Source organism: Limnobacter sp., assembly GCF_964228395.1.
Lineage (GTDB): Bacteria > Pseudomonadota > Gammaproteobacteria > Burkholderiales > Burkholderiaceae_B > Limnobacter.
In genome coordinates, this window is record NZ_CAXQZX010000053.1 from 1 (window position 1) to 19526 (window position 19526).

Sequence of the window (19526 nt, forward strand, 5' to 3'; positions counted from 1 at the left end):
TTAAAAAATTTAAACTAGAATGTGCCTACTATTTACAAGTGTTTACAGTGCCTTGGATGGCCAAATTTTTCATGGTTTAATAAGCAAATTCCTTGTTACTCGCCAGTCAAATCCAAAAATTGACTACACAAGGTATAAAAGAATAATTCTACGGAGACATCAATGACCAAAGCTGGCTTGTGGCGTTCTGCCGCCCTGTCTGGAGTGTTTGTACTGTCGGCTTTTGCCGCGGGCTGTGCAAGCATTGAACGGGGGGCGACCAACCTTGCAATTAACCTGATTGAACGCCGCATTATTCCCCCCCAGCTTGAAATTGAAGATGTCGACATGGCCTGCCGCTTTGCCACCGGCAACTTCCCTCTGATTTCTGGTGGCACACGCGCTTTCCATGGCGACCCCCGCTTGCTTGAATCATTGTTGCTGGTGTCTTCGGCCGCTTGCGCAGAGCAACGTGCCGTGGAAGCCGAATTGCGTTACCTGCGCGCTGCCAAAGAGGATCGAATCACCGAGGCCCAGGACGCGCGTATTTTGCAGAAACGCCTGCTTGAAACCACCGCTCGCCGCCAGTTGCAGGCATTCCAGATGATGCGCGACAAGCTGCAAGAAAAATACAGCTTTGAATATGGCGAAGGATGCCCCGAGTTTGAGCGTGATTTTGATGAATTGGTTTACTTGTTGGGCACCGTGGCTGGTTTGCAAGCCGTGGTGAATGACATTGCCTCTCAGCAAATGGTGGGCGTGCCAACCGATATTGCACCCAAATCCGAGCGAGCGCTCACTTGCATTTCAAACGCCAAATGGTGGGGTGCACCCAATGCAGCCCGCGCCGTGGTGTGGAGCATTCTGCCTGGTGCCTCAGAAGGCAAAGACGTGTGGGGAACCTTCCGTCTTTCAATGCTGATCGGCGAGCGCCAAGGCGTGCGGCTTTCGCACGTGATGTACGGCCTGTCCGCATTGGCCGTGGGCGACACCACCCGTTTCCGCGACGCCACCAAGCGCTTTGCCAACGTTAAAGATTACAAACCCAGCGAACAATATGCTTTGGTTGAGGGCATTTCTGCCGCTGTGATGCTGAACTTGTCAGACCGTTACTGGACTGAAAATCAGGGTACCCGTACCCCGATCGGCAGCATGGGCAAATACTGGGATGAAGAAGCCGCGATGCCTGAAGGCATGAACGTGGACGACTTGTTGAAATAATTTCAGCAAGACAGCAAAACAGCGGTTGGCCTGGCCTCTCTAGCCTTACGCCAACCACCGCTTGAACCACAATTGGGAGACTAACTCTATGACCTTCAAACTCAAAGCCATTACCGCTTCACTCGGCTTGGCCCTCATGGCCTCGGCCAGCCCAGCACTTGCCAAGCAAAAAGTGTGTGTATTCGACATTCTTGGCGCCGGTGGCGATGTGTTCAACCTCAGCAAAGACTATGTGTTGGCTGCCAAAGGGATGGGCGCAGACTTGGAACTTGAAGCCTTCACCGACGAAAAAATTGCGTCTGAAAACTTCAAGACCGGCCAGTGCGACATGCTGGTGGCCACGTCTTTCCGCACCCGTGCGTACAACACCATTGCCGGCTCGATCGACGCTTTGGGCGCTGCCTCTGTGGTGAAAGACGGCAAGGTCGACATGGAGCTGAGCTACGAAGTGGTTAAGCGCACCATCCAGTTGTTTGCCACTGAAAAAGCCAACGATTTGATGACCCAAGGTAACTTCCAGGTGGCTGGCATTTTCCCATTCGGTGCCGCTTATTTGTACGTCAAGAGCCGCGATATCAACTCAGTTGAAAAGCTGGCCGGTAAAAAGATTGCGTCTTTTGACTACGATTCTGCCCAAAAACAAATGATCTCCAAAGTGGGCGCGTCGCCTGTGTCTGCAGACATTTCCAACTTTGGCGCCAAGTTCAACAACGGATCTGTTGACATCATCGCCGCTCCAGCCGCAGCTTATAAGCCGCTGGAACTGTACAAAGGCTTGGGCGACAAGGGCGCGATTGTTCGCTTCCCGGTTGCGTTGCTGACCTACCAGGTGATTGTGAACAAATCGAAGTTCCCAGAGGGTTTTGCACAGAAGTCTCGTGATTACTGGGCCAAAAAGTACCCCGCGGGCATGCAGATCATCAAGAATGCTGAAAAGGGCATTCCTGCTGGCGCATGGATGGACATTCCAGCCGCTGACGCTGTGAAATACACCATTTTGTTGCGTGAGTCTCGCGTGGATCTGGCCAAGGCTGGTTCTTACGACCCCAAGGCCTTGAACATCATGAAGCAAATTCGTTGTGGCGTGAACCGCGCCGACTCCGAGTGCGCCACCAAGACTGAACTGTGAGTCACAAGGAATGGTGAGCCCCGGCAGCCATTCCTTCCTTGCAGTGCAGGGGCCCTTGTTTGGCCCCTTTTTATTACTCGTATTGCCTATATTCGAAATCCAGCGCATTAAATGCGCGCTGAAAAGGATCCATCATGCAGAGTGCCTCCGGTAAAAAATGGGTTGGCCGTTCTCCCTCGGAGTGGCTTTCCAGCCTTCCAATTTTCTCATTGCTCCTGCTGACGCTCATCATCGGCACTGGCGAAATGGTGCATGGCCAGTTGCTGCGCTTGGGCGAGCGCATGTTCGGCGACCCCCAAAATCAAATTCAATATTTTTTGCTGCGGGCCGACCCCGAAAAGCCAAGCTGTGATCCAAACCCTGATATCGATGCCTTGGTGGCCAAGCAGGTGGCCGACGCTGAAAGCGCACCGAAGTCTGACCTGGATCTGCTGTTTGGCGACACCGCCATCGACCCCAACGAAATTCGCATGTCGCTGGAAGCGGCACGCGATCAATGCCAAGACCGCTACGATTTGTACGAGCGCGTGAGTGGTGCCATCACCCCTGAGGTGAAGATGTTCCGGGAAATTGAAACCGGCTTCTTTGGCATTTTTAAGTTTGGCACAGAAAACCGACCCCTGATTTTGCTGATCATGGTGGCCATTGCGGCCGTGACCACCACGCTAAGTTACCACCACATCAGCTTGCGACCACCGCGCTACAAAAAAGATTTCCAGGTGTACTCGCTGGCCATGCTGGGTGCCAACCTGTTGATGACCATTTCCAGCGCTTATTACTTAAAGCTGCAATATGACTCGGGTGTGGCGGTCGAAAACCCCTTAATTAACATCATCGCCATCGCTTTGTTTGCTGGCTTGTCGTACATCAGCCTTCGCGATGTGCTCAAAATACCGGAGCATGCAGAAGAGGGGGGTAGTTACGGCCTGGGATTGTTGAGCATCCCGCTGTATGCATTCATGGCTTTGAATGCCGGCATCAACTTTTTCATGGACGATTACCTGGCGGGCTTGGCCATTTACTTCGGTCAAATCACAGAGCTGTCCAGTATCTTCCTGAATTTGGCCTTGTATCTGTGGGCCGGTATGTTGCTCAAGCAAACACGCATGGTGTCTTTGTTCATGGATATTTTGCGTCCGTGGAAGTTGCCACCCGAGGTCTTCACTTGGATTGTGTTGTTGGCCGCCGCTGTGCCCACAGCTTACACCGGTGCATCTGGCGTGTTCGTGATTGCCGCCGGTGCCATTGTGTATCGTGAGGTCTTGGCCGTGGGTGCCCGCCGTCACTTTGCGCTGGCCGCCACTGCCATGTCGGGTTCGCTGGGTGTGGTGTTGCGCCCCTGTTTGCTCATTGTGGTGATTGCAGCGTTGAACAAAGAGGTCACCACCAGCGAGCTGTATGGTTGGGGTCTGTTTGTGTTCATCCTCACCTCAACCATTTTCATGATCATCGCGCTACTGAAGGCCGAAGGTCGGGTCACCGAGCGGGCCAAAGCCAAAGACGCACTGCCGCAGTCTTTGCGCGCCTTGGTGCCCGTGTCGCCTTACATTTTGATCATGTTGCTGGTTGTGTTTGGTTACGAGTATCTGCTTGACACCAAGCTTGACGAATTCACCGCACCTGTGATGTTGCCTGTGATCATGTTGTTCGTGATCATCTTTGACAAGCTGCGCGGTGGTCCCACCAAGGTGGGTGGCGACACGCCCGCTGAGAAAAAGCAGAACCAGGGCCTTGAATATGCCGTTCGTGCGGCAACCACCGAGACCATTGGTCACATTGGTGCACTGATTATGTTGATGGCATTGTCCATTAGTGTGGGTGGCATGATCGAGCGTTCGGGCTTGATGAGTGCAGTGCCTGCCGACATGGGCAGCATCTGGACAGCGCTCACCATCTTCATGTTCATGATGATTTTCATCGGCATGGTGATGGATCCTTTCGGCGCGGTTATTCTGGTGTCGGCCACTGTGGCGCCAATTGCATACAGCAATGGCATCCACCCAGTGCACTTCTGGATGATCGTGATCACCGCTTTCGAGTTGGGTTATCTGTCTCCGCCGGTTGCGCTCAACCAATTGCTTGCAAGGCAGGTGGTGGGTGAAGCCGAAATGGACAAAGCTGCCGAAGAGACCAAACACCGTCCCTTCTACTATCGCTACGAGCGTTGGGTGTTACCGGTTTACACCTTGTTCATCGGCCTTGTGATTGTCACCTACGGTGGTCAGGCCATGATTAACAATGCAGACAAGCTCCAACCAGTCAGCCACTTCTTGGGCCTGGATGCCCTGCGCCCTGCAGTGCTGGATCAAACCCCAGCCGCACCCAAGGCCCCGCCACCCGCGCCAGTGGCAGAACCCGATCTGCCCCCCGCAGATGAGCTGCTGCCTCAAGAGGCTGCCGATGTGCTGGGCACCGAGGCGTCCGCTCCATCTGCGGGTGGAGAAGCTGCGTCTGCCCCAGTTGTGGCAGCCCCTGTTGCTCCTCCTGCCCCCTCAGACGCTGCAGTGGCCCAAACCGAGGTCACCGAGATGGTCAGCAACTGGGCGGCTGCCTGGAGCGCCAGGGATGTGGAGGGCTACCTGAGCTTCTATTCCCAGAATTTTGAGCTGCCCGGGCAACTGAGCCGTTCAGAGTGGGAGAGTCAGCGCCGTGCACGCATTGCTGGCAAGAAAAACATTGAAGTAGAGACCAGCAATTTGAATGTGCAGGTCAATGGCGACACCGCCACGGTGGAGTTTGACCAGTTCTACAAGGCCGATAGCTACTCTGACAACGTCCGCAAAACTTTGCGTCTTGCCAAGGAAGGCGGTCGTTGGCGCATTGTCACCGAGCAGTCAATTTGATTGCTTTGGTGTTGGATGCAAAAAGCCCCTCGCAATGAGGGGCTTTTTTTTGGTCCCCCCGACAGGAATCGAACCTGTATCTAGCGCTTAGGAGGCGCTCGTTCTATCCATTGAACTACGGCGGGTTGGCGGCATTTTACACCGATGGCTGCTTTGCGGGCAGCTCACCCGGGTGGCCTGTTCATAAAAATTCCGTAGGCTGCGGCAACGGCATTTACAAAATTTGTAAAAGCTAGCACGGGTTAATCAAAAAAAATCACATAAAAACAGACAACTAGAAAATCGGGTGGCATGGCACGGCTGCTGCAAACCATACAGGCACAAGCCAACTTTTCAAGAGGTTCCGCCATGAATGCACCTGCTCCCCAGCACAGCAACGTTTCTTTTGACATGGATCTTGAGGCCGGTGTGCCAGTGCTCAGCAAAGACCAACTGGAGGCTTTGGATCAGTTGCTGCGTAGCCAGCAGTCGCGCCTTACCCACTTCATTCGCAAACACCTTCGCCGCGAAGAGCATGTGGATGACCTCGTACAACAAACCCATTTGGCTGCATTTCGTTGCTGGCACAAATTTCGGGGCGATTCACGCCCAGAAACCTGGCTTTTCGGGATTGCATTGAACTTGGTCAAGAACTTCCGGTTTCGCGATAACAGCCATCGCTTTGTGGAAGAGGAGTATGAAGACCAATTGATGGCCATTCCGGCCGACTCCAGCTGCGAGCCCGAAGAACAATTGATGCAACAAGAGAGAATTAACAGCCTGCGCCGGGCCATTGAGCAGTTGCCCTGCAAAATGCAGCATGTGGTTCAACTCGTGTTGCTTGAGGGCTTAACCTACCAGGACGCAGCCCAAGAGCTTGATTTGCCGATCGGAACCGTGCGCTCTCGCCTCTCACGCGCACGCGACATGCTGCGGGTGGACGTGTCTTACCCCACGCAGAACTAACACGGATTGGTGAATGCGATGGGTCGTGGGGCCCGCACAATGGTGTGTGTTGCCATGCCATTGTGTACCAGGACAGGACCCACTCACGCCATGCATCAAATCACCCTGTGCATTCAATCCCCCGACCTGAAAAGCCGCCTGCGCGCGGCCGCCTTGTTGATGCAAGCAAACCTGCGAGAGTTGGCCCTCGATGCCTTGGTACAGTGTGGTCCGAGTGCGGGCCATTGGGTGTTGGTGGATCATTCGCTGGAGGACTTGGCAAAGCTGATTGCGTCGTTCAAGTCGAGCAATCTGAAGCCTGAACATCACATCATTCGTTTTATCGATAAGCCTTGGCAGGCTTATGTGTATCACGATGTCCCAATTTTTGCATCCATGGTTGTACCGCCAGATCCCCTGTCGGCGACCCAAATCCTGGAGCGCTTGATGCGCACCCAGCCCTTGAGTTTTGAGCCCACCCCAGCTTGCAAACCACACGCCCACAACCCCTTTGGTGAGGCGTTTTGCAAAAGTCCTCCCATGCAACAGGCCGTGTTGCAACTAAACAAGCTCAAGCATCTGCCGGTGGACACCGTGCTGCTGGGCCCCACCGGTGCAGGCAAAGACACAGCAGCGCGCTGGTTACATGAGCATTCAGGTTTAAAAGGTCAGTTTGTCCATGTGAACTGTGCGGCCTTGCCTGAACAATTATTTGAAGCAGAGTTGTTTGGTGCCGAGGCCGGCGCTTACACGGGGGCCCAAAAAAGCAGAGTGGGCAAGCTTGAGTTGGCGCACGAGGGCACGCTTTACCTGGATGAAATCGACAGCCTCTCGCTGGCTTGCCAGGCCAAGTTGCTCACCGCTTTGCAATACAGGGGTGCGGCCCGCCTTGGTGGCAACAGTTTTTACACAGTCAATGTAAGGGTGATTGCTTCTACAAAGGCCAGCTTTAAAAGCCTGGTTGAACAGGGGCGTTTTCGGGAGGACTTGCACTACCGCTTGAGTGTGACACAACTGAATTTGCCTTGTTTGCATGAGCGCTTGGAAGACATCATTCCGCTCTACCGTTACTTTATGCAGCATGCAAGTTCAACCTTCAAACTGCCATTGCCCCAGCTAAGCCAAGAAGACTGTGATGTGCTGCTAAGCTTTCCGTGGCCTGGCAATGTACGCGAACTGCAAGCCGTGGCTCAGCGCCATGTGATGGGTCTGCAAACTCCAGGGCTTGGCTTGGGTGACCTGGGTGAGCCAGCCCGCTTGGGCTTGACACTGCCACAGCGGGTGATGGCCTTTGAGCGGGCGGTGATTCACCAAACCTTGGCCAATTGCAAGGGTTGCGCAAAAACGGCCAGTACTTTGCTTGGCATCCCTCTGCACTCCTTGTATTACCGATTAAAGCGAAGCGAACAAGAAGTCAAATTGAACCAAACCTCGCAAATTACCACTCAAATAAAAGACATTTGAGGTTTATCCATCATGAGTACACCCATCCAGCCATCTGGGGCCGTCTCCAACTCTGCTGCAGGCGCCACAGCCGCACTTGCCCCTCGCAATTTGTTCTTACAAATTAAATCGCAATTGGCTGCCCAGCCCTTGCGTATGCTCAGCGGCCAAGTGCCTGCTGGTTCAGCCATGCCTCTGGCTGCCCAAGTCACCAAAGACACCGCGGCGTTTGCGGTGCCAAGCCCTTAGTTGCTCGCCATGCAACTCCCTGCACGCTCACAAGTACTGGCTGAGCTCGCCGTTCTCGACATCGGCATTGCCACCCTGTACCAATCTAAGGTTGGCGGCCAACACCAGCCCATGGTCGAACTCTGTTTAAACCCCTACCAAAGCAATTGTTTGGCGCAGTGGCTGGGGCTTCGCTGGGTGTTGTCGCAGCTCTGCGGGGCTGTGCTTTACATCAATCCCAACAAGCAGTTGCTCATTCAGGCGCCTTTTTTTGAGGGCCCTAGTGCAGTTCAGCAGTGTGTTGATGGTGAGCCCCAGCAAGCCAACAGCACGGTTGCAAGCAACCCGCGGGCCGCCTTACAACTGTGGAGCACTCAGTTGCAGCAACAACTCACTCGGTATTTGGCCAGCCGGCGCTAATATCGTAGGCGGCGTTGGCAGTATGCCTCAAGCGTGGGCAGGCAGGCTTTTCGTTTGGATGTAGGTTTGTTTAAAGGCAAATGCAAAATTCACAAACTCATGGAAAACCTGCTCCAATGCCCCAGGCGCCTGGGGAATGCTTAGCAAGTCACACACCACGCGCAAACAGTTGTCATGCTCCGACACCGCCAGGCTACATCCTCTTGGCACTTCATCCAGAATGTCGGTGTAAATCAACATGGCTTTTTGCAATTGGGAGTCCTGCACTTGCAGTGACTTCCCCAACATACAAAGGCGGGTACTCATGCGGGCGGGGCAATTGGCCTGACCATGCAGCTCCACTGTAAATTGTTGTTCAAACTCAATTCGGTAGCCCTCGGTTTCTGCCGTGGGCTCCAGCACATCACTTTGTAAACCAAGTGCGCGTAAAAGCTCGGGCACCGTGCTAAATGCTTTGGCCATGCCTTCCTGCTTAGTCCATGTAAAGGTCGTAAATGGATTTTAATTGCGATCTGGATCGTGAAATTCTGGACCGCACCGTGCCAATGGGAATACCCAGTTTGTCGGCAGCCTCTTGGTAAGACAAACCGTTTTGCACCACCAGCAGCAGGGTGTCTTTTAGGTCGGGAGGTAACTTTGCGATTGCGGATTCCAGCTTGATGCTAAATTCGTTTTTCATGCAATGCTGCATGGGGTCGGACCCTTCCGCTTGCTCCAGCTCAAGCTCTTCGTCTGAGGTAAAGTGGAATTTGTACTGTGGCGAGCGGCGGGCCGTGTTTCGAATAATATTCAGTGCAATGCCAAACAACCAGGTGGCGCGCTGGGCGTCGCCTCTAAAGCTGTCCCAGCAACAATAGGCTTCAATCAAGGTCTGCTGAAAAACGTCCTCAACGGCATTTTCGTCGCGAAAGTGTTTAACAATAAAATTGCGAAGCCGTTTTTCTTGTTTGGCCACCAGCAGTTCGAATTCGGTTCGAATGGCATCTTGCCTTTGTGTTTTAAAACCTTGTACAGATGTAATTTTTAATGCGGGTACAACGGGTTTCATGGCGAGCCTCTCTGCATGCAACAGTGGTGAATCCATATTCGGCCTCGGCAGGTGTGTTGGAGTGGTTCAGAGTATCAACCCCTGTCAAAACTCCAAAAAGGTGTCACCACCCCGAGGTACCGCAGGCCTTTAGGCCGTACCTCTTGCGACCTGATGCTGCATGTATGGGTGCAAGTCGACCGGTGTATGGTTCCAGCGGCAAGGTCTAGCCCCGTGAATTGTTGGTATCATCAACGCTTGCATTTCACGCACCTGTAAAGGCCATGAGCAATCAGTATCAAGAATCTTCCATCCGTGTCCTCAAAGGCCTGGAGCCCGTCAAACAGCGCCCGGGCATGTACACCCGCACCGACTGCCCCCTGCACATCATCCAAGAGGTGATCGACAACGCAGCCGACGAAGCGCTGGGTGGCTTTGGAAGCAAAATCACCGTGACCTTGCATGGCGATGGCAGCGTGTCGGTGCAGGATGAAGGCCGGGGTATTCCCATTGGCTTGCACCCCGAAGAAAAAGTGCCCGTGATCGAATTGGTGTTTACCCGGTTGCACGCCGGCGGCAAGTTCAACAAAGCCGACGGCGGGGCTTACCGCTTTTCTGGCGGCTTGCATGGCGTGGGTGTGTCGGTTACCAATGCATTGTCCACTCGGCTGGAAGTAACTGCTGTGCGCGATAAGCAGGTGGGCACCATGGCTTTTTCTGGTGGTGATGTGGTTGAAAAACTCAAGGTTCGCCCACAAGCCAGCGGCGACCCCAAAAAGGGCACCATCGTGCGTGTGTGGCCCGATGCAAAATACTTCGACTCCCCCCAGTTGCCCATGGCTGAAATGGATCGCTTGCTACGTAGCAAGGCGGTTTTGCTCAAAGGCGTGGAGGTGGTGCTGGTTACCGAGAAAACTGGCGAGACCAAACGTTGGAAATTTGAAGACGGTCTGAACGGATTTTTGAAAGAAGAATTGCTTGAACGCGAGTTGGTGGCGCCTATGTTCAGCGGCGACCTGAGCGTGGATGTTTTACGCGATGAAGGTTTTGCCGAAGGCGAGGGTGCAGCCTGGGCGCTGGCCTTTGTGGCTGAAGGTGCGCCGGTGCGTGAAAGCTATGTGAATTTGATTCCCACCCCCGCGGGCGGCACGCATGAATCGGGCCTGCGTGAGGCTGTGTTTCAGGCCATCAAGCAGTTTTGCGAGCTTCATTCGCTCATGCCCAAGGGCATCAAGTTGATGCCCGATGACATTTTTTCCAAGGCCAGTTTTGTCTTGTCAGCCAAGGTGCTTGATCCTCAATTCCAAGGTCAGATCAAAGAGCGCTTAAACAGTCGCGATGCCGTGAAGTTGGTCTCCTCGCTGGTTCGTCCAGCCTTTGAGTTGTGGCTCAACCAGCACATTGAAGACGGCAAAAAAATTGCCGAATTGGCCATCAAACAGGCCCAGGCCCGTTCTCGCGCTGCCCAAAAAGTTGAAAAGAAAAAAAGCTCCTCGGTGGCCATTTTGCCCGGCAAGCTCACCGATTGTGAAAGCACGGATGTCACTCTCAACGAGGTGTTTTTGGTCGAGGGCGACTCCGCAGGTGGCTCTGCCAAAATGGGGCGCGATAAAGAATTCCAGGCGGTGTTGCCCCTGCGAGGCAAGGTGCTTAATGCTTGGGAGACCGACAAAGATCGTTTGTTTGCCAATCAGGAAATTCACGACATTTCGGTGGCCATTGGTGTAGATCCCCACGGCCCGGCCGATGCACCCGACCTCAGCGGTTTGCGCTACGGAAAAATCTGTATTTTGTCGGATGCTGACGTCGATGGATCGCATATTCAGGTGTTACTGCTCACCTTGTTCTACAAGCATTTTCCGGCGTTGATACGCAACCGCCATGTGTTTGTGGCTCGCCCTCCCTTGTTCAGGGTGGATGTACCTGCCATGGGCAAAAAACCAGCCCGCAAGTTGTATTGTCTCGATGATGCCGAGTTGCATGCCGTGCAGGACAAATTATTCAAAGAAGGCGTCAAAGAGGCCAATATCAAGATTTCCCGTTTCAAAGGCTTGGGTGAAATGAACGCCGAGCAACTCTGGGAAACCACCTTAAACCCTGACACACGCCGCTTGTTGCCTGTTACTTTGGGCGACCTGGATCTCGACCAAACCAACGCCATGATGCACATGCTGATGGGCCGCAGCGAAAGCGGTGCACGGCGAACCTGGCTGGAAGAAAAAGGCAACCTGGTGGAAGTGGATATTTAAGTCAAACCCTGGTCTGCTTAACGAAAATCCCTTGAACCTGCTTTAAGTTCGGCCAGCAGGTGGGTGTAGTCCACCAACCTGCGGGCCACCAGGTTGCACACCTCCCCCTGGCGTTGCCATATGCCAAACACGCCCATGATTTGCGCCGTGCGCAGCACATGGCGCTGTTGCTCCGCAAGGCTGCTCCACACAATCACGTTCACATGGCCAGTCTCATCTTCCAGATTCAAAAACACAGTGCCATGGGCGGTGGCGGGGCGTTGGCGGTGGGTCACCAGCCCACAAGCCCTTGCAAGGCGCCCATCTGGAAAGCCTTTGAGTGTTTCCACAGTTTGGATTTTGTAGTGTGCCAATTGGGGGCGAATGAAGCGCACCGGATGGTGTTCTATGCTCGCGCCCAGGCTTCTGAAATCGGCCAGCATGTCCTCGAGTGTGTTGGGGGCGGGCAGTGCAATCTGGGTTTCACAGTGGCGTGTGTGCTGCAGCAAGTCTTTGTCTTGAATGACCCCCGCGCTGTGCCAGGCTGCTTGCCTTCGGTGCCCGGCAATGCTTTGTAATGCATTGGCATCAGCCAAGGCTTGTAAATCCTTGCGGTTCAACTCGGCCCGTTTGGCCAGGTCTTCAATGCTGTCGTAAGGCTTTGCGCGGCGTGCGGCCACCACCCTTATCGCACCTTGCTGGCTTAAACCATGCACCATCTGTAAGCCCAAACGCACTGGAAACAGGGCTTTGGCTGAATTGTCTTGTTGCAGCACCGTGTTGACCTCGCTGTGGGCCACATCAACGGGCAGCACTTTCACCCCGTGGGCTTGTGCATCTTGAATCAATTGGGATGGCGCGTAAAACCCCATGGGTTGGGCGTTTAACAAACCACACAAAAAAGCATCAGGGTGGTTGCACTTCAGCCAGGCCGAGGCATACACCAAAAGGGCAAAGCTGGCGGCGTGGCTTTCTGGAAAACCATATTCCCCAAAACCTTCAATTTGACGAAAAATGCGTTCTGCAAACGATGGCTCATAGCCCCGGGCGACCATGCCATGCACCACCCGCTCATAGAACTGGTGCAAATTGCCTTTGCGTTTCCAGGCGGCCATGCCGCGGCGCAATTGATCGGCTTCACCCGGAGTAAACCCTGCAGCCAAAATGGCAATCTGCATCACTTGCTCTTGAAAAATAGGCACACCCAAAGTGCGACCCAGTGCTGTTTTAAGTGCATCGGAGGGATACACCACTGAATCCGGATTGGCGCGGGCTTTTAAGTAAGGGTGCACCATGCCGCCTTGGATGGGCCCCGGGCGAACAATGGCCACTTGCACCACCAGGTCGTAATATTGCCGTGGCCGCAAGCGGGGCAGCATGCCCATTTGTGCCCGGCTTTCAATTTGAAACACACCGATGGTGTCGGCCTTGCTGATCATTCGGTAGGTGGCAGGGTCTTCTGACGGAATGTCTTGCAGGCGTGTTGGCGCTCCAGGCTTGTTTTGCAGGGCTTCCAGGGTCAACCGGATGGCGCTCAGCATGCCCAGGGCCAACACATCCACTTTCAAAAGGCCCATGGCGTCCAGGTCGTCCTTGTCCCACTGAATCACACTGCGCTCAGGCATGGCGGCGTTTTCTACAGGCACCAGTTCATCCAGGCTGTTGCAGGCAATCACAAAGCCACCGGTGTGTTGCGACAAATGCCTGGGGAAACCCAGCAGTTGATCGGCCATGTGCAAACATTGGCGTACGGAATGCTCTGCCGGGTTGATGCCAGCCTGTTGCAAATGCTCCAAGTTCAATTGGCGTGCATACATGCCATCTTGCGATTTGGCGATGGCGTCCACCAATTCAGGGCGCAGGCCAAGCGCTTTGCCAGCATCCCGCAAGGCAGAGCGGGGCCGGTACACCACCACGCTGGCGGCCAGGGCGGCCCGGTGTCGCCCATACTTGCCGTAAATGTATTGGATCACTTCTTCGCGCCGGGTGTGTTCAAAGTCCACATCGATGTCGGGGGGCTCGTTGCGCTCACGGCTAATAAAGCGTTCAAACAATGTGGATAGCTTTTCTGGGCTCACCTCGGTAATGCCCAAGCAATAGCACACCACCGAATTGGCTGCAGAGCCGCGGCCCTGGCACAAAATACCGCGCGATCGCGCAAATTTGACCAGGTCGTAGACGGTTAAAAAATAAGCCTCATATTTCAACTCGGCGATCAATTCCAATTCATGCGCAATTTTGGCCTGCACTTCTGGGGGCAGGCCTTGGGGGTAGCGTGTAAGTCCCTCGGTGTTGACCAACTCGGTGAGGTATTGAATGGGGCTTTTGTTGCTCGGGCAAATTTCTCGCGGGTACTGGTACTGCAGTTCGCGCATGCTGAAGGTGCATTGTTCAGCCAAAGTCAGGGTGTTGTTCAGCAACTCCTGTGGGTAAAGGTTGGACAATTCATTCAAGGTTTGAAGGCATTGTTGCGCATTGGCCAACAGTTTGGGGCGTGCATCGTTTAAGCAGCAATTCAGCCGAATGGCTGTGAGCAGGTCGTGCAAGGGTTTGCGCTCTGCTGCATGCATCAAGGCCATGTTGCTGGCCACCATGGGGAGGCCATGCAGTTGAGCCAGGGTTTGCACATGGGCCAGCCAGCTGTGTTGAAACCCACGCAGCCCCGTGTGGCAGGCCACCGCCATGCGACCCGTAAAACGTTTGGCACACCAGGCCAAAAAAGCAGGCAACTGCGCATGGCTGTGCTCCTGGGCCTGTACCAGCAGCAATAAGCCGGGGGGCAGGTCTGCCAGGTCTTTGTGTGTAAATTGGTAGTCGCCCTTGCAGGCGCGAGCCCTGGCTTGCGTGATCAATCTGCAAAGGTGGGTGTAGCCTGTTTTGTTTTTTACAAGAAGAACCAGTGCCATGCCCGCAAAGTCGCTGTGCCTGGCCATCACAAACTGTGCGCCCACCAGCAACTGAATATTGCATTCCAGCGCTTTTTGGTGGGCGCGAACAATGCCTGCCAGCGAACACTCATCGGTGATGGCAATGGCTGAGTAGCCCAGGCTGGCGGCTTGTTCAACCAGTTCTTCCGGGTGTGAAGCACTTTTTAAAAAACTGAAATTGCTTTGGCAAATCAGTTCGGCAAACCTCCTCATGCAAATACCCCATGAATAAACCATTGGTTGGCTTGTTCAAGATCGCGGTAGATCCACACCTGGCGCGCGTGTTGGTCTTGGGCGCAGTAATAGTCGCGTTTGCAGGGTTGTTGGTCCCACCAGCCAAATTCAATGCGCTCTGGCCCGCTGAGCAGTTGCAAGGCTTGGCCCGTGTGCCAACTGGGTTGCCCTTGCAAGGGGCGCGCTTTGTGCAACAACCACAAAGGGCGTGGTGTGCTTGGGGGAAGGCTTGCTACTTGTAAATCGGGGGCATGCTGGGGTGCGCTGGGATGGCGCCTTGTAGGGTGAGGCGTAGGGTTTAACAGCACACTGCATTCGGGCCTTGGGTCTTCTTGCACGCCCAGATAAAGCACCGCTTGTTTGCCAAGCCTTGCCCGCAAGGTGTCGCAGGTGTTTTGCCAGTTGCGCTGCGTGTCTTCTGGGTGGGCAAACAATTGCCCGTGCAAACTGGCACGGCCCTCCACCTGATCGCACAGCAAGCGAATGCTGTGCACATCATCGGGCAGTTCTACGCGCCCCAACTGGTGATGCAATAGCCTGGCCCAGTGCTCGGCCTTGGCTTGTGCATTTGCACTGTGCAGGGCAAGGGTTTCGGTGTGGTGGGGCATGCAAAAATGCAGTTGAAGCAGACGCGTTGCCAGTTGATGGGTGTCCAACCAAGTTTGCAGGGCCTGCAGCAGGCTACCCGCATGCCGCTCAAGCATCTCAAGCTGATTGCTGTGGAATGGCAGTTCTTGCTGCATGTCAAACACCAGGGCTTCTTGGGCTGCCACGGCTGCAATGGCTTGTCGGTTGTGTTCACCAAAACCCGCATCCAGCTCGCCAAGCACTTGTTGCCCAAAGCGACGCAAAAAAGCGTCGCGTGGCAAGGTACGCAAGTGCTCAAGCCGCTCAAAACCACACTGCTGCCAAGTGTTCAGCGTTTGTGGTGCCACATCCAAGGCGTGCACAGGCAACCCGCCCAAACCCGCACCCGGGGCAGTGGTTTGTGCCAAGAAGGCGGCCAGCGAGTTGGCTGGTGCGCTTTTGGCAAGCCACCAGGCGGCATTGGGGTTGCCGTGCAAGGCCATGTGCAGTGGCTGTGGCCAAGCTTGTGCGTTGAGGCAAGCTTGCACCTGTTGCCACAAGCGGGTTAACAGGGATTCACGCCCACCAAACAAACGCAAACAGCTTTGCACCTCCACAAGCAAACCGTGCCAAGGATGGTGCTGGTCTTGATGAACAAACACCATGGGGCTGTAGTGGGCGCACTGACTTTGTAACTCAGCTAAAAACGACGACAAGGCCCCATCAGGGGTTGCTGTGCTGTGTGTCTCGTTGGGTGGCTGTGTGCACATGGCGATCCAAAGCACGGCCAGACTCCTGTGCGTGTTGTATGGCATGCATGCGTGCCAATTCGTGTTCAAAAACCAGCCCGGGAAGAGCACGGTGGGATTGCGGCAATTGCAGCACCAAGGGGTGTTCCAGCACAGGCCCCCTGCGTTTAATAAGCTGCACACGGAGCTGGTGCGGGCTGTAAGCGGTAAGGCATATGCGCAGCGAGGCTGGGGATGGCTGGTGTTGTGCTTGCAAAGGCCTGAACACAAAGCTAAGCCCGCTACTGCGGCTGGCCTGGTATTGCAAGCGCCGCAACACCGGGGGTGAGCACAAGGCTTTGTCTTCGGGCAGCCACATCACCAGCGCACCAAACGCATCGCTTTGAAGCACTTGCTCCATGGCCCACAAGCGATCTTGTGGTTTGTGGGTTTGAATCAGTGTGATTTGTTGCAACGCCACCCCAAAATGTTCAAACACAGCCGCCATTGGAATGTGCGGTGCGCCCACCAACACCAATTTTTTTTGTTCAAGTGACAGGCGCCGAAGCACGGGCATTAAAAACCGAAGTTCGCCAATGCCTTGGTGTTTTAACAGCAACTCGATCAAGTTGCGTGTTGGCCAACCGCCCCCAGGCAGTTGAAGGTCCAGTTCTGGAAAGCCACTTGGTATTTTTAATGTGGTGTCGCTACCCAGTTGGTTGGCACGCCACAGGGAAGGGTGAATGCCCAAGGGGTCTGTCGATGATTCATTCGGCATGGCCTAAGCGCCCCCTTCATGGCTTGCATCAGTGCAACTGGCCTTGGCGAATCAAGCCAACCGCCAAGCCTTCGATGGCAAAGTTTTCTTTTCGAAGATCAACCTCAATGGGCGCAAATTCAGAATTTTCTGCTTGCAACTCCACCATGTGGCCTTTTTGGAAATAGCGCTTCACTGTGACATCTTCATTGACCCGGGCCACCACGACTTGGCCAGCACGGGCGGTGTTCACCTTTTTAACAGCCAGCAAGTCGCCATCCAGAATGCCGATGTCTTTCATGGACATGCCTCGAACCTTGAGCAGGTAATCGGGTTTGTCGGGGAAGAGTGCAGGGTCCACGGGGATTTCTTTTTCAACATGCTCTTGGGCCAAAATGGGGCTGCCTGCGGCCACACGCCCCACCACGGGCAGGTGCATGAGCTGGTCCAGCACGCGGGTGGCTGTTTCTTCAAGGCCTTCGGCGTATTCGCCCAGCAGGCGAATGCCCCGCGAAGTGCTTGCATCCAGCGCAATCACATTTTTTTTGGCCAGCGCTTGCAAATGGTCTTCGGCTGCGTTGGCCGAACGGAACCCCAGCTGCCGGGCAATTTCAGCGCGTGTCGGTGGGCGGCCAAATTGCGAGATTTGATCGCGAATGAGGTCGAGGATTTCTTGTTGGCGAGCAGTTAAACCCTTCATGGCACCAGTCTCGAATGAACATGCTGTAATTATATCCAGTAATTTGAAACATGCAAGCGCAACGCTTTTGCCGCGCTATCAAACCAACCTGCACATTTCTGGTGCTTTATGAATCCAATCGCGACACCCTGCGGTATCAGTTCTATCTCGGAGAGACGGACCTGGGAGACACGGCCAGAGCGGGGCGACACGTTCGCACCCGCGGCCAATTTTTCCAGAGCTTCACAACCCTTTTTGGGTGAATCCCCCCTTCAATCCTGCGATAATGGTCAAGTAGTAACCACCGCAGAACTCCCATGTCCATGCTTGTTGTTTTGTCTCCAGCCAAATCGCTGGACTATGAATCGCCTTTGTCTGTGCCCAAGCACACCAAGCCGCAGTTTGTAGACGAAGCCAGCCAGTTGGTGGATATTCTCCGCCCCATGAGCCCGGTCCAATTGTCTGAGTTGATGTCGATTTCAGACAAACTCGGTGTGCTCAATGCGACCCGCTATGGCGAGTGGTCCACCCAGTTCACCAGCAAGAATTCCCGGCCTGCCGTGTTGGCTTTTAATGGCGATGTGTACGATGGCCTGGACGCCAAAACCTTGGATGAAGAAGGCTTGGCTTTTGCTCAAAAACATATTCGAATTTTGTCCGGCCTGTATGGTGTGCTTCGCCCCTTGGACCTGATGCAGCCTTACCGTCTTGAAATGGGCACCAAACTGCCCAACCCGGCTGGCAAAGATTTGTACGCCTACTGGAAGTCTATCGTGGCCCCGGCTTTGAACAAAGATTTGGGTAAAACAGACCCGGTATTGGTCAACCTCGCATCCGATGAATATTTCAAGTCGGTCGACACCAAGGCGCTGAGTGCGCGTGTGGTTCAGCCGGTATTTCAGGATTACAAAAACGGTCAATTCAAGATCATCAGTTTTTTTGCCAAAAAAGCGCGGGGCCTCATGGCGCGTTACATCATTGACCAGCGCATCACCGATGTAGAACAACTCAAAAAATTCAAGGTGGATGGTTATGCTTTTGCAGCCAAAGAGTCAACCGAGAACACCTGGGTGTTTCGTCGCAAGGAAGCATAAACCGTGGAACCGTACCGCATCCTGATCAGCAACGACGACGGCTACAGCGCACCGGGTATTTTGGCCCTGCATGGCGCTTTGCTGGAGCGTTTTGGCAACCGCGTGGAGCTGCATGTGATGGCGCCCGAGCAAGACCGTTCGGGGGCGTCCAACTCGCTCACACTGGATCGGCCCCTCACCGTTCGCACGGCCTCCAATGGTTTTCGGTATGTCAATGGCACCCCCACCGATTGCGTGCATGTGGCGGTCACAGGTTTGCTGGAGCAACGCCCCCACTTGGTGGTCTCTGGCATCAACAACGGCGCCAACATGGGCGATGACACCATTTACTCAGGCACTGTGGCTGCGGCCATGGAAGGTTTCCAGTGCGGTTTACCAGCGATTGCGTTTTCGCTTACTGGCAAAGGCTATGCCCACCTAGACAGCGCGGCGCGCGTTGCTGCAGAAATTGTTGAGCGTTACATCAGCAACCCTTCTGGCCTGGCGCATTGCTTGCTCAATGTGAATATTCCCCCACTTGCTTACGACGACTTGCAAGGTTTTGAGTGCACACGCCTGGGCAAGCGTCACCATGCCGAGCCTGTGATTCCCACCAAAAACCCCAAAGACGAAACCGTGTACTGGATTGGGCCGCCCGGCGGAGCCAAAGATGCAGGCCCCGGCACCGATTTTTATGCCGTCAAACAAGGCAAGGTGTCCATCAGCCCCCTGAAAGCCGACCTTACCCAGTTTGAGCACATGGACACTTTGGCCAAGTGGCTGTAATCACACCCATGGATAACAAGCCGCGCTACAAGCCAGCCCCAGCCCTGATTACACAGTCTGCCCGCAAGCTAGACCGTGTACCTGAGCGCATGGGCGGGCTAAGCCTGACCTCCGATCGAGCGCGTGCCCACCTCGTGGATAAATTAAAAACCCTGGGCATTGCCGATCAGCGTGTGTTGGATGTGATGGGTCAAGTGCCGCGCCACTTGTTTGTGGATGAGGCGTTTGCTTCACGCGCTTATGAAGATGCGGCTTTGCCGATTGGCCACCAGCAGACCATCTCCCGGCCGTTCACCGTTGCGCGTTTTGCCGAATATGCATTGCAGGGCCGCA

Annotated in this window: 16 protein-coding genes, 1 tRNA gene and 1 pseudogene; 11 read left to right on the forward strand and 7 right to left on the reverse strand. The window is 54.5% G+C overall.

Features of this window, described 5'->3' with window-relative positions; translation table 11 throughout:
* Positions 1–162: 162 nt before the first annotated feature.
* From ACEQU8_RS04085 to ACEQU8_RS04095, 3 genes are all read left to right on the forward strand, one after another.
* Positions 163–1200, forward strand: a complete 1038-nt coding sequence (locus ACEQU8_RS04085; protein ID WP_370261674.1) for a hypothetical protein — start codon at positions 163–165, stop codon at positions 1198–1200.
* An 88-nt stretch (positions 1201–1288) separates the two neighbouring features.
* Positions 1289–2329 carry a putative solute-binding protein gene (locus ACEQU8_RS04090; protein ID WP_370261676.1) on the forward strand — a complete coding sequence of 347 codons (1041 nt, stop codon included), beginning with the start codon at positions 1289–1291 and terminating at the stop codon, positions 2327–2329.
* A gap of 134 nt (positions 2330–2463) precedes the next feature.
* Positions 2464–5172 carry a TRAP transporter large permease subunit gene (locus ACEQU8_RS04095; protein ID WP_370261678.1) on the forward strand — a complete coding sequence of 903 codons (2709 nt, stop codon included), beginning with the start codon at positions 2464–2466 and terminating at the stop codon, positions 5170–5172.
* Positions 5173–5222: 50 nt separating this feature from the next.
* On the opposite strand, the gene ACEQU8_RS04100 is transcribed toward ACEQU8_RS04095, so the two are convergent.
* Positions 5223–5297 (reverse strand) — tRNA-Arg (locus tag ACEQU8_RS04100).
* Between the two features lie 223 nt (positions 5298–5520).
* On the opposite strand from ACEQU8_RS04100, the gene ACEQU8_RS04105 reads away from it, so the two are divergent.
* The 4 genes from ACEQU8_RS04105 to ACEQU8_RS04120 all read left to right on the forward strand — a co-directional run bounded on the left by ACEQU8_RS04105 (position 5521) and on the right by ACEQU8_RS04120 (position 8187).
* Positions 5521–6117 carry an RNA polymerase sigma factor gene (locus ACEQU8_RS04105; protein WP_370261680.1) on the forward strand — a complete coding sequence of 199 codons (597 nt, stop codon included), beginning with the start codon at positions 5521–5523 and terminating at the stop codon, positions 6115–6117.
* A 90-nt stretch (positions 6118–6207) separates the two neighbouring features.
* Positions 6208–7560, forward strand: coding sequence for a sigma 54-interacting transcriptional regulator (locus tag ACEQU8_RS04110; protein ID WP_370261682.1), 1353 nt, complete (start codon positions 6208–6210; stop codon positions 7558–7560).
* A gap of 12 nt (positions 7561–7572) precedes the next feature.
* Positions 7573–7788 (forward strand): hypothetical protein, encoded by a 216-nt coding sequence (locus ACEQU8_RS04115; RefSeq protein ID WP_370261683.1) that lies wholly within the window; start codon positions 7573–7575, stop codon positions 7786–7788.
* A 9-nt stretch (positions 7789–7797) separates the two neighbouring features.
* Positions 7798–8187 carry a hypothetical protein gene (locus tag ACEQU8_RS04120; RefSeq protein ID WP_370261684.1) on the forward strand — a complete coding sequence of 130 codons (390 nt, stop codon included), beginning with the start codon at positions 7798–7800 and terminating at the stop codon, positions 8185–8187.
* 27 nt (positions 8188–8214) lie between these two features.
* Here the strand turns inward: ACEQU8_RS04120 and ACEQU8_RS04125 are convergent, their stop codons facing one another.
* Both ACEQU8_RS04125 and ACEQU8_RS04130 read right to left on the reverse strand, forming a co-directional pair.
* Positions 8215–8649, reverse strand: a complete 435-nt coding sequence (locus tag ACEQU8_RS04125; protein WP_370261686.1) for a hypothetical protein — start codon at positions 8647–8649, stop codon at positions 8215–8217.
* Positions 8650–8659: 10 nt separating this feature from the next.
* Entirely contained in the window at positions 8660–9235 is a 576-nt protein-coding gene (locus ACEQU8_RS04130) for an RNA polymerase sigma factor (protein ID WP_370261688.1), read from the reverse strand.
* A gap of 263 nt (positions 9236–9498) precedes the next feature.
* On the opposite strand from ACEQU8_RS04130, the gene ACEQU8_RS04135 reads away from it, so the two are divergent.
* Positions 9499–11463, forward strand: coding sequence for a DNA topoisomerase IV subunit B (locus tag ACEQU8_RS04135; RefSeq protein WP_370261690.1), 1965 nt, complete (start codon positions 9499–9501; stop codon positions 11461–11463).
* Between the two features lie 17 nt (positions 11464–11480).
* On the opposite strand, the gene ACEQU8_RS04140 is transcribed toward ACEQU8_RS04135, so the two are convergent.
* From ACEQU8_RS04140 to lexA, 4 genes are read right to left on the reverse strand one after another with little or no spacing between them, the layout of a single operon-like run.
* Complete coding sequence (locus ACEQU8_RS04140) at positions 11481–14582, reverse strand: error-prone DNA polymerase (RefSeq protein WP_370261692.1); 3102 nt, start codon at positions 14580–14582, stop codon at positions 11481–11483.
* Positions 14579–15955, reverse strand: a complete 1377-nt coding sequence (locus ACEQU8_RS04145) for a hypothetical protein (RefSeq protein WP_370261694.1) — start codon at positions 15953–15955, stop codon at positions 14579–14581. Before ACEQU8_RS04145 ends, ACEQU8_RS04140 begins: the two co-directional genes overlap by 4 nt.
* Positions 15894–16676, reverse strand: coding sequence for a translesion DNA synthesis-associated protein ImuA (gene imuA / locus ACEQU8_RS04150; RefSeq protein WP_370261695.1), 783 nt, complete (start codon positions 16674–16676; stop codon positions 15894–15896). Before imuA ends, ACEQU8_RS04145 begins: the two co-directional genes overlap by 62 nt.
* A gap of 28 nt (positions 16677–16704) precedes the next feature.
* Entirely contained in the window at positions 16705–17355 is a 651-nt protein-coding gene (gene lexA / locus ACEQU8_RS04155) for a transcriptional repressor LexA (RefSeq protein WP_370261697.1), read from the reverse strand.
* A gap of 302 nt (positions 17356–17657) precedes the next feature.
* On the opposite strand from lexA, the gene yaaA reads away from it, so the two are divergent.
* The 3 genes and pseudogenes from yaaA to ACEQU8_RS04170 form a co-directional block, all read left to right on the forward strand.
* Positions 17658–18428, forward strand: a complete 771-nt coding sequence (gene yaaA, locus ACEQU8_RS04160; protein ID WP_370261703.1) for a peroxide stress protein YaaA — start codon at positions 17658–17660, stop codon at positions 18426–18428.
* 3 nt (positions 18429–18431) lie between these two features.
* Positions 18432–19193 carry a 5'/3'-nucleotidase SurE gene (gene surE, locus ACEQU8_RS04165; RefSeq protein WP_370261699.1) on the forward strand — a complete coding sequence of 254 codons (762 nt, stop codon included), beginning with the start codon at positions 18432–18434 and terminating at the stop codon, positions 19191–19193.
* Positions 19194–19201: 8 nt separating this feature from the next.
* A pseudogene (locus ACEQU8_RS04170) lies at positions 19202–19526 on the forward strand (protein-L-isoaspartate O-methyltransferase); the annotation flags it as partial.

What these genes read in the sequence shown, in the direction of transcription:
- ACEQU8_RS04085 (WP_370261674.1), top strand. Translation starts at nt 163, where the DNA reads ATGACCAAAGCTGGCTTGTGGCGTTCTGCCGCCCTGTCTGGAGTGTTT.
- ACEQU8_RS04090 (WP_370261676.1), top strand. Translation starts at nt 1,289, where the DNA reads ATGACCTTCAAACTCAAAGCCATTACCGCTTCACTCGGCTTGGCCCTC.
- ACEQU8_RS04095 (WP_370261678.1), top strand. Translation starts at nt 2,464, where the DNA reads ATGCAGAGTGCCTCCGGTAAAAAATGGGTTGGCCGTTCTCCCTCGGAG.
- ACEQU8_RS04105 (WP_370261680.1), top strand. Translation starts at nt 5,521, where the DNA reads ATGAATGCACCTGCTCCCCAGCACAGCAACGTTTCTTTTGACATGGAT.
- ACEQU8_RS04110 (WP_370261682.1), top strand. Translation starts at nt 6,208, where the DNA reads ATGCATCAAATCACCCTGTGCATTCAATCCCCCGACCTGAAAAGCCGC.
- ACEQU8_RS04115 (WP_370261683.1), top strand. Translation starts at nt 7,573, where the DNA reads ATGAGTACACCCATCCAGCCATCTGGGGCCGTCTCCAACTCTGCTGCA.
- ACEQU8_RS04120 (WP_370261684.1), top strand. Translation starts at nt 7,798, where the DNA reads ATGCAACTCCCTGCACGCTCACAAGTACTGGCTGAGCTCGCCGTTCTC.
- ACEQU8_RS04125 (WP_370261686.1), bottom strand. Translation starts at nt 8,649, where the DNA reads ATGGCCAAAGCATTTAGCACGGTGCCCGAGCTTTTACGCGCACTTGGT.
- ACEQU8_RS04130 (WP_370261688.1), bottom strand. Translation starts at nt 9,235, where the DNA reads ATGAAACCCGTTGTACCCGCATTAAAAATTACATCTGTACAAGGTTTT.
- ACEQU8_RS04135 (WP_370261690.1), top strand. Translation starts at nt 9,499, where the DNA reads ATGAGCAATCAGTATCAAGAATCTTCCATCCGTGTCCTCAAAGGCCTG.
- ACEQU8_RS04140 (WP_370261692.1), bottom strand. Translation starts at nt 14,582, where the DNA reads ATGAGGAGGTTTGCCGAACTGATTTGCCAAAGCAATTTCAGTTTTTTA.
- imuA (WP_370261695.1), bottom strand. Translation starts at nt 16,676, where the DNA reads ATGCCGAATGAATCATCGACAGACCCCTTGGGCATTCACCCTTCCCTG.
- lexA (WP_370261697.1), bottom strand. Translation starts at nt 17,355, where the DNA reads ATGAAGGGTTTAACTGCTCGCCAACAAGAAATCCTCGACCTCATTCGC.
- yaaA (WP_370261703.1), top strand. Translation starts at nt 17,658, where the DNA reads ATGCTTGTTGTTTTGTCTCCAGCCAAATCGCTGGACTATGAATCGCCT.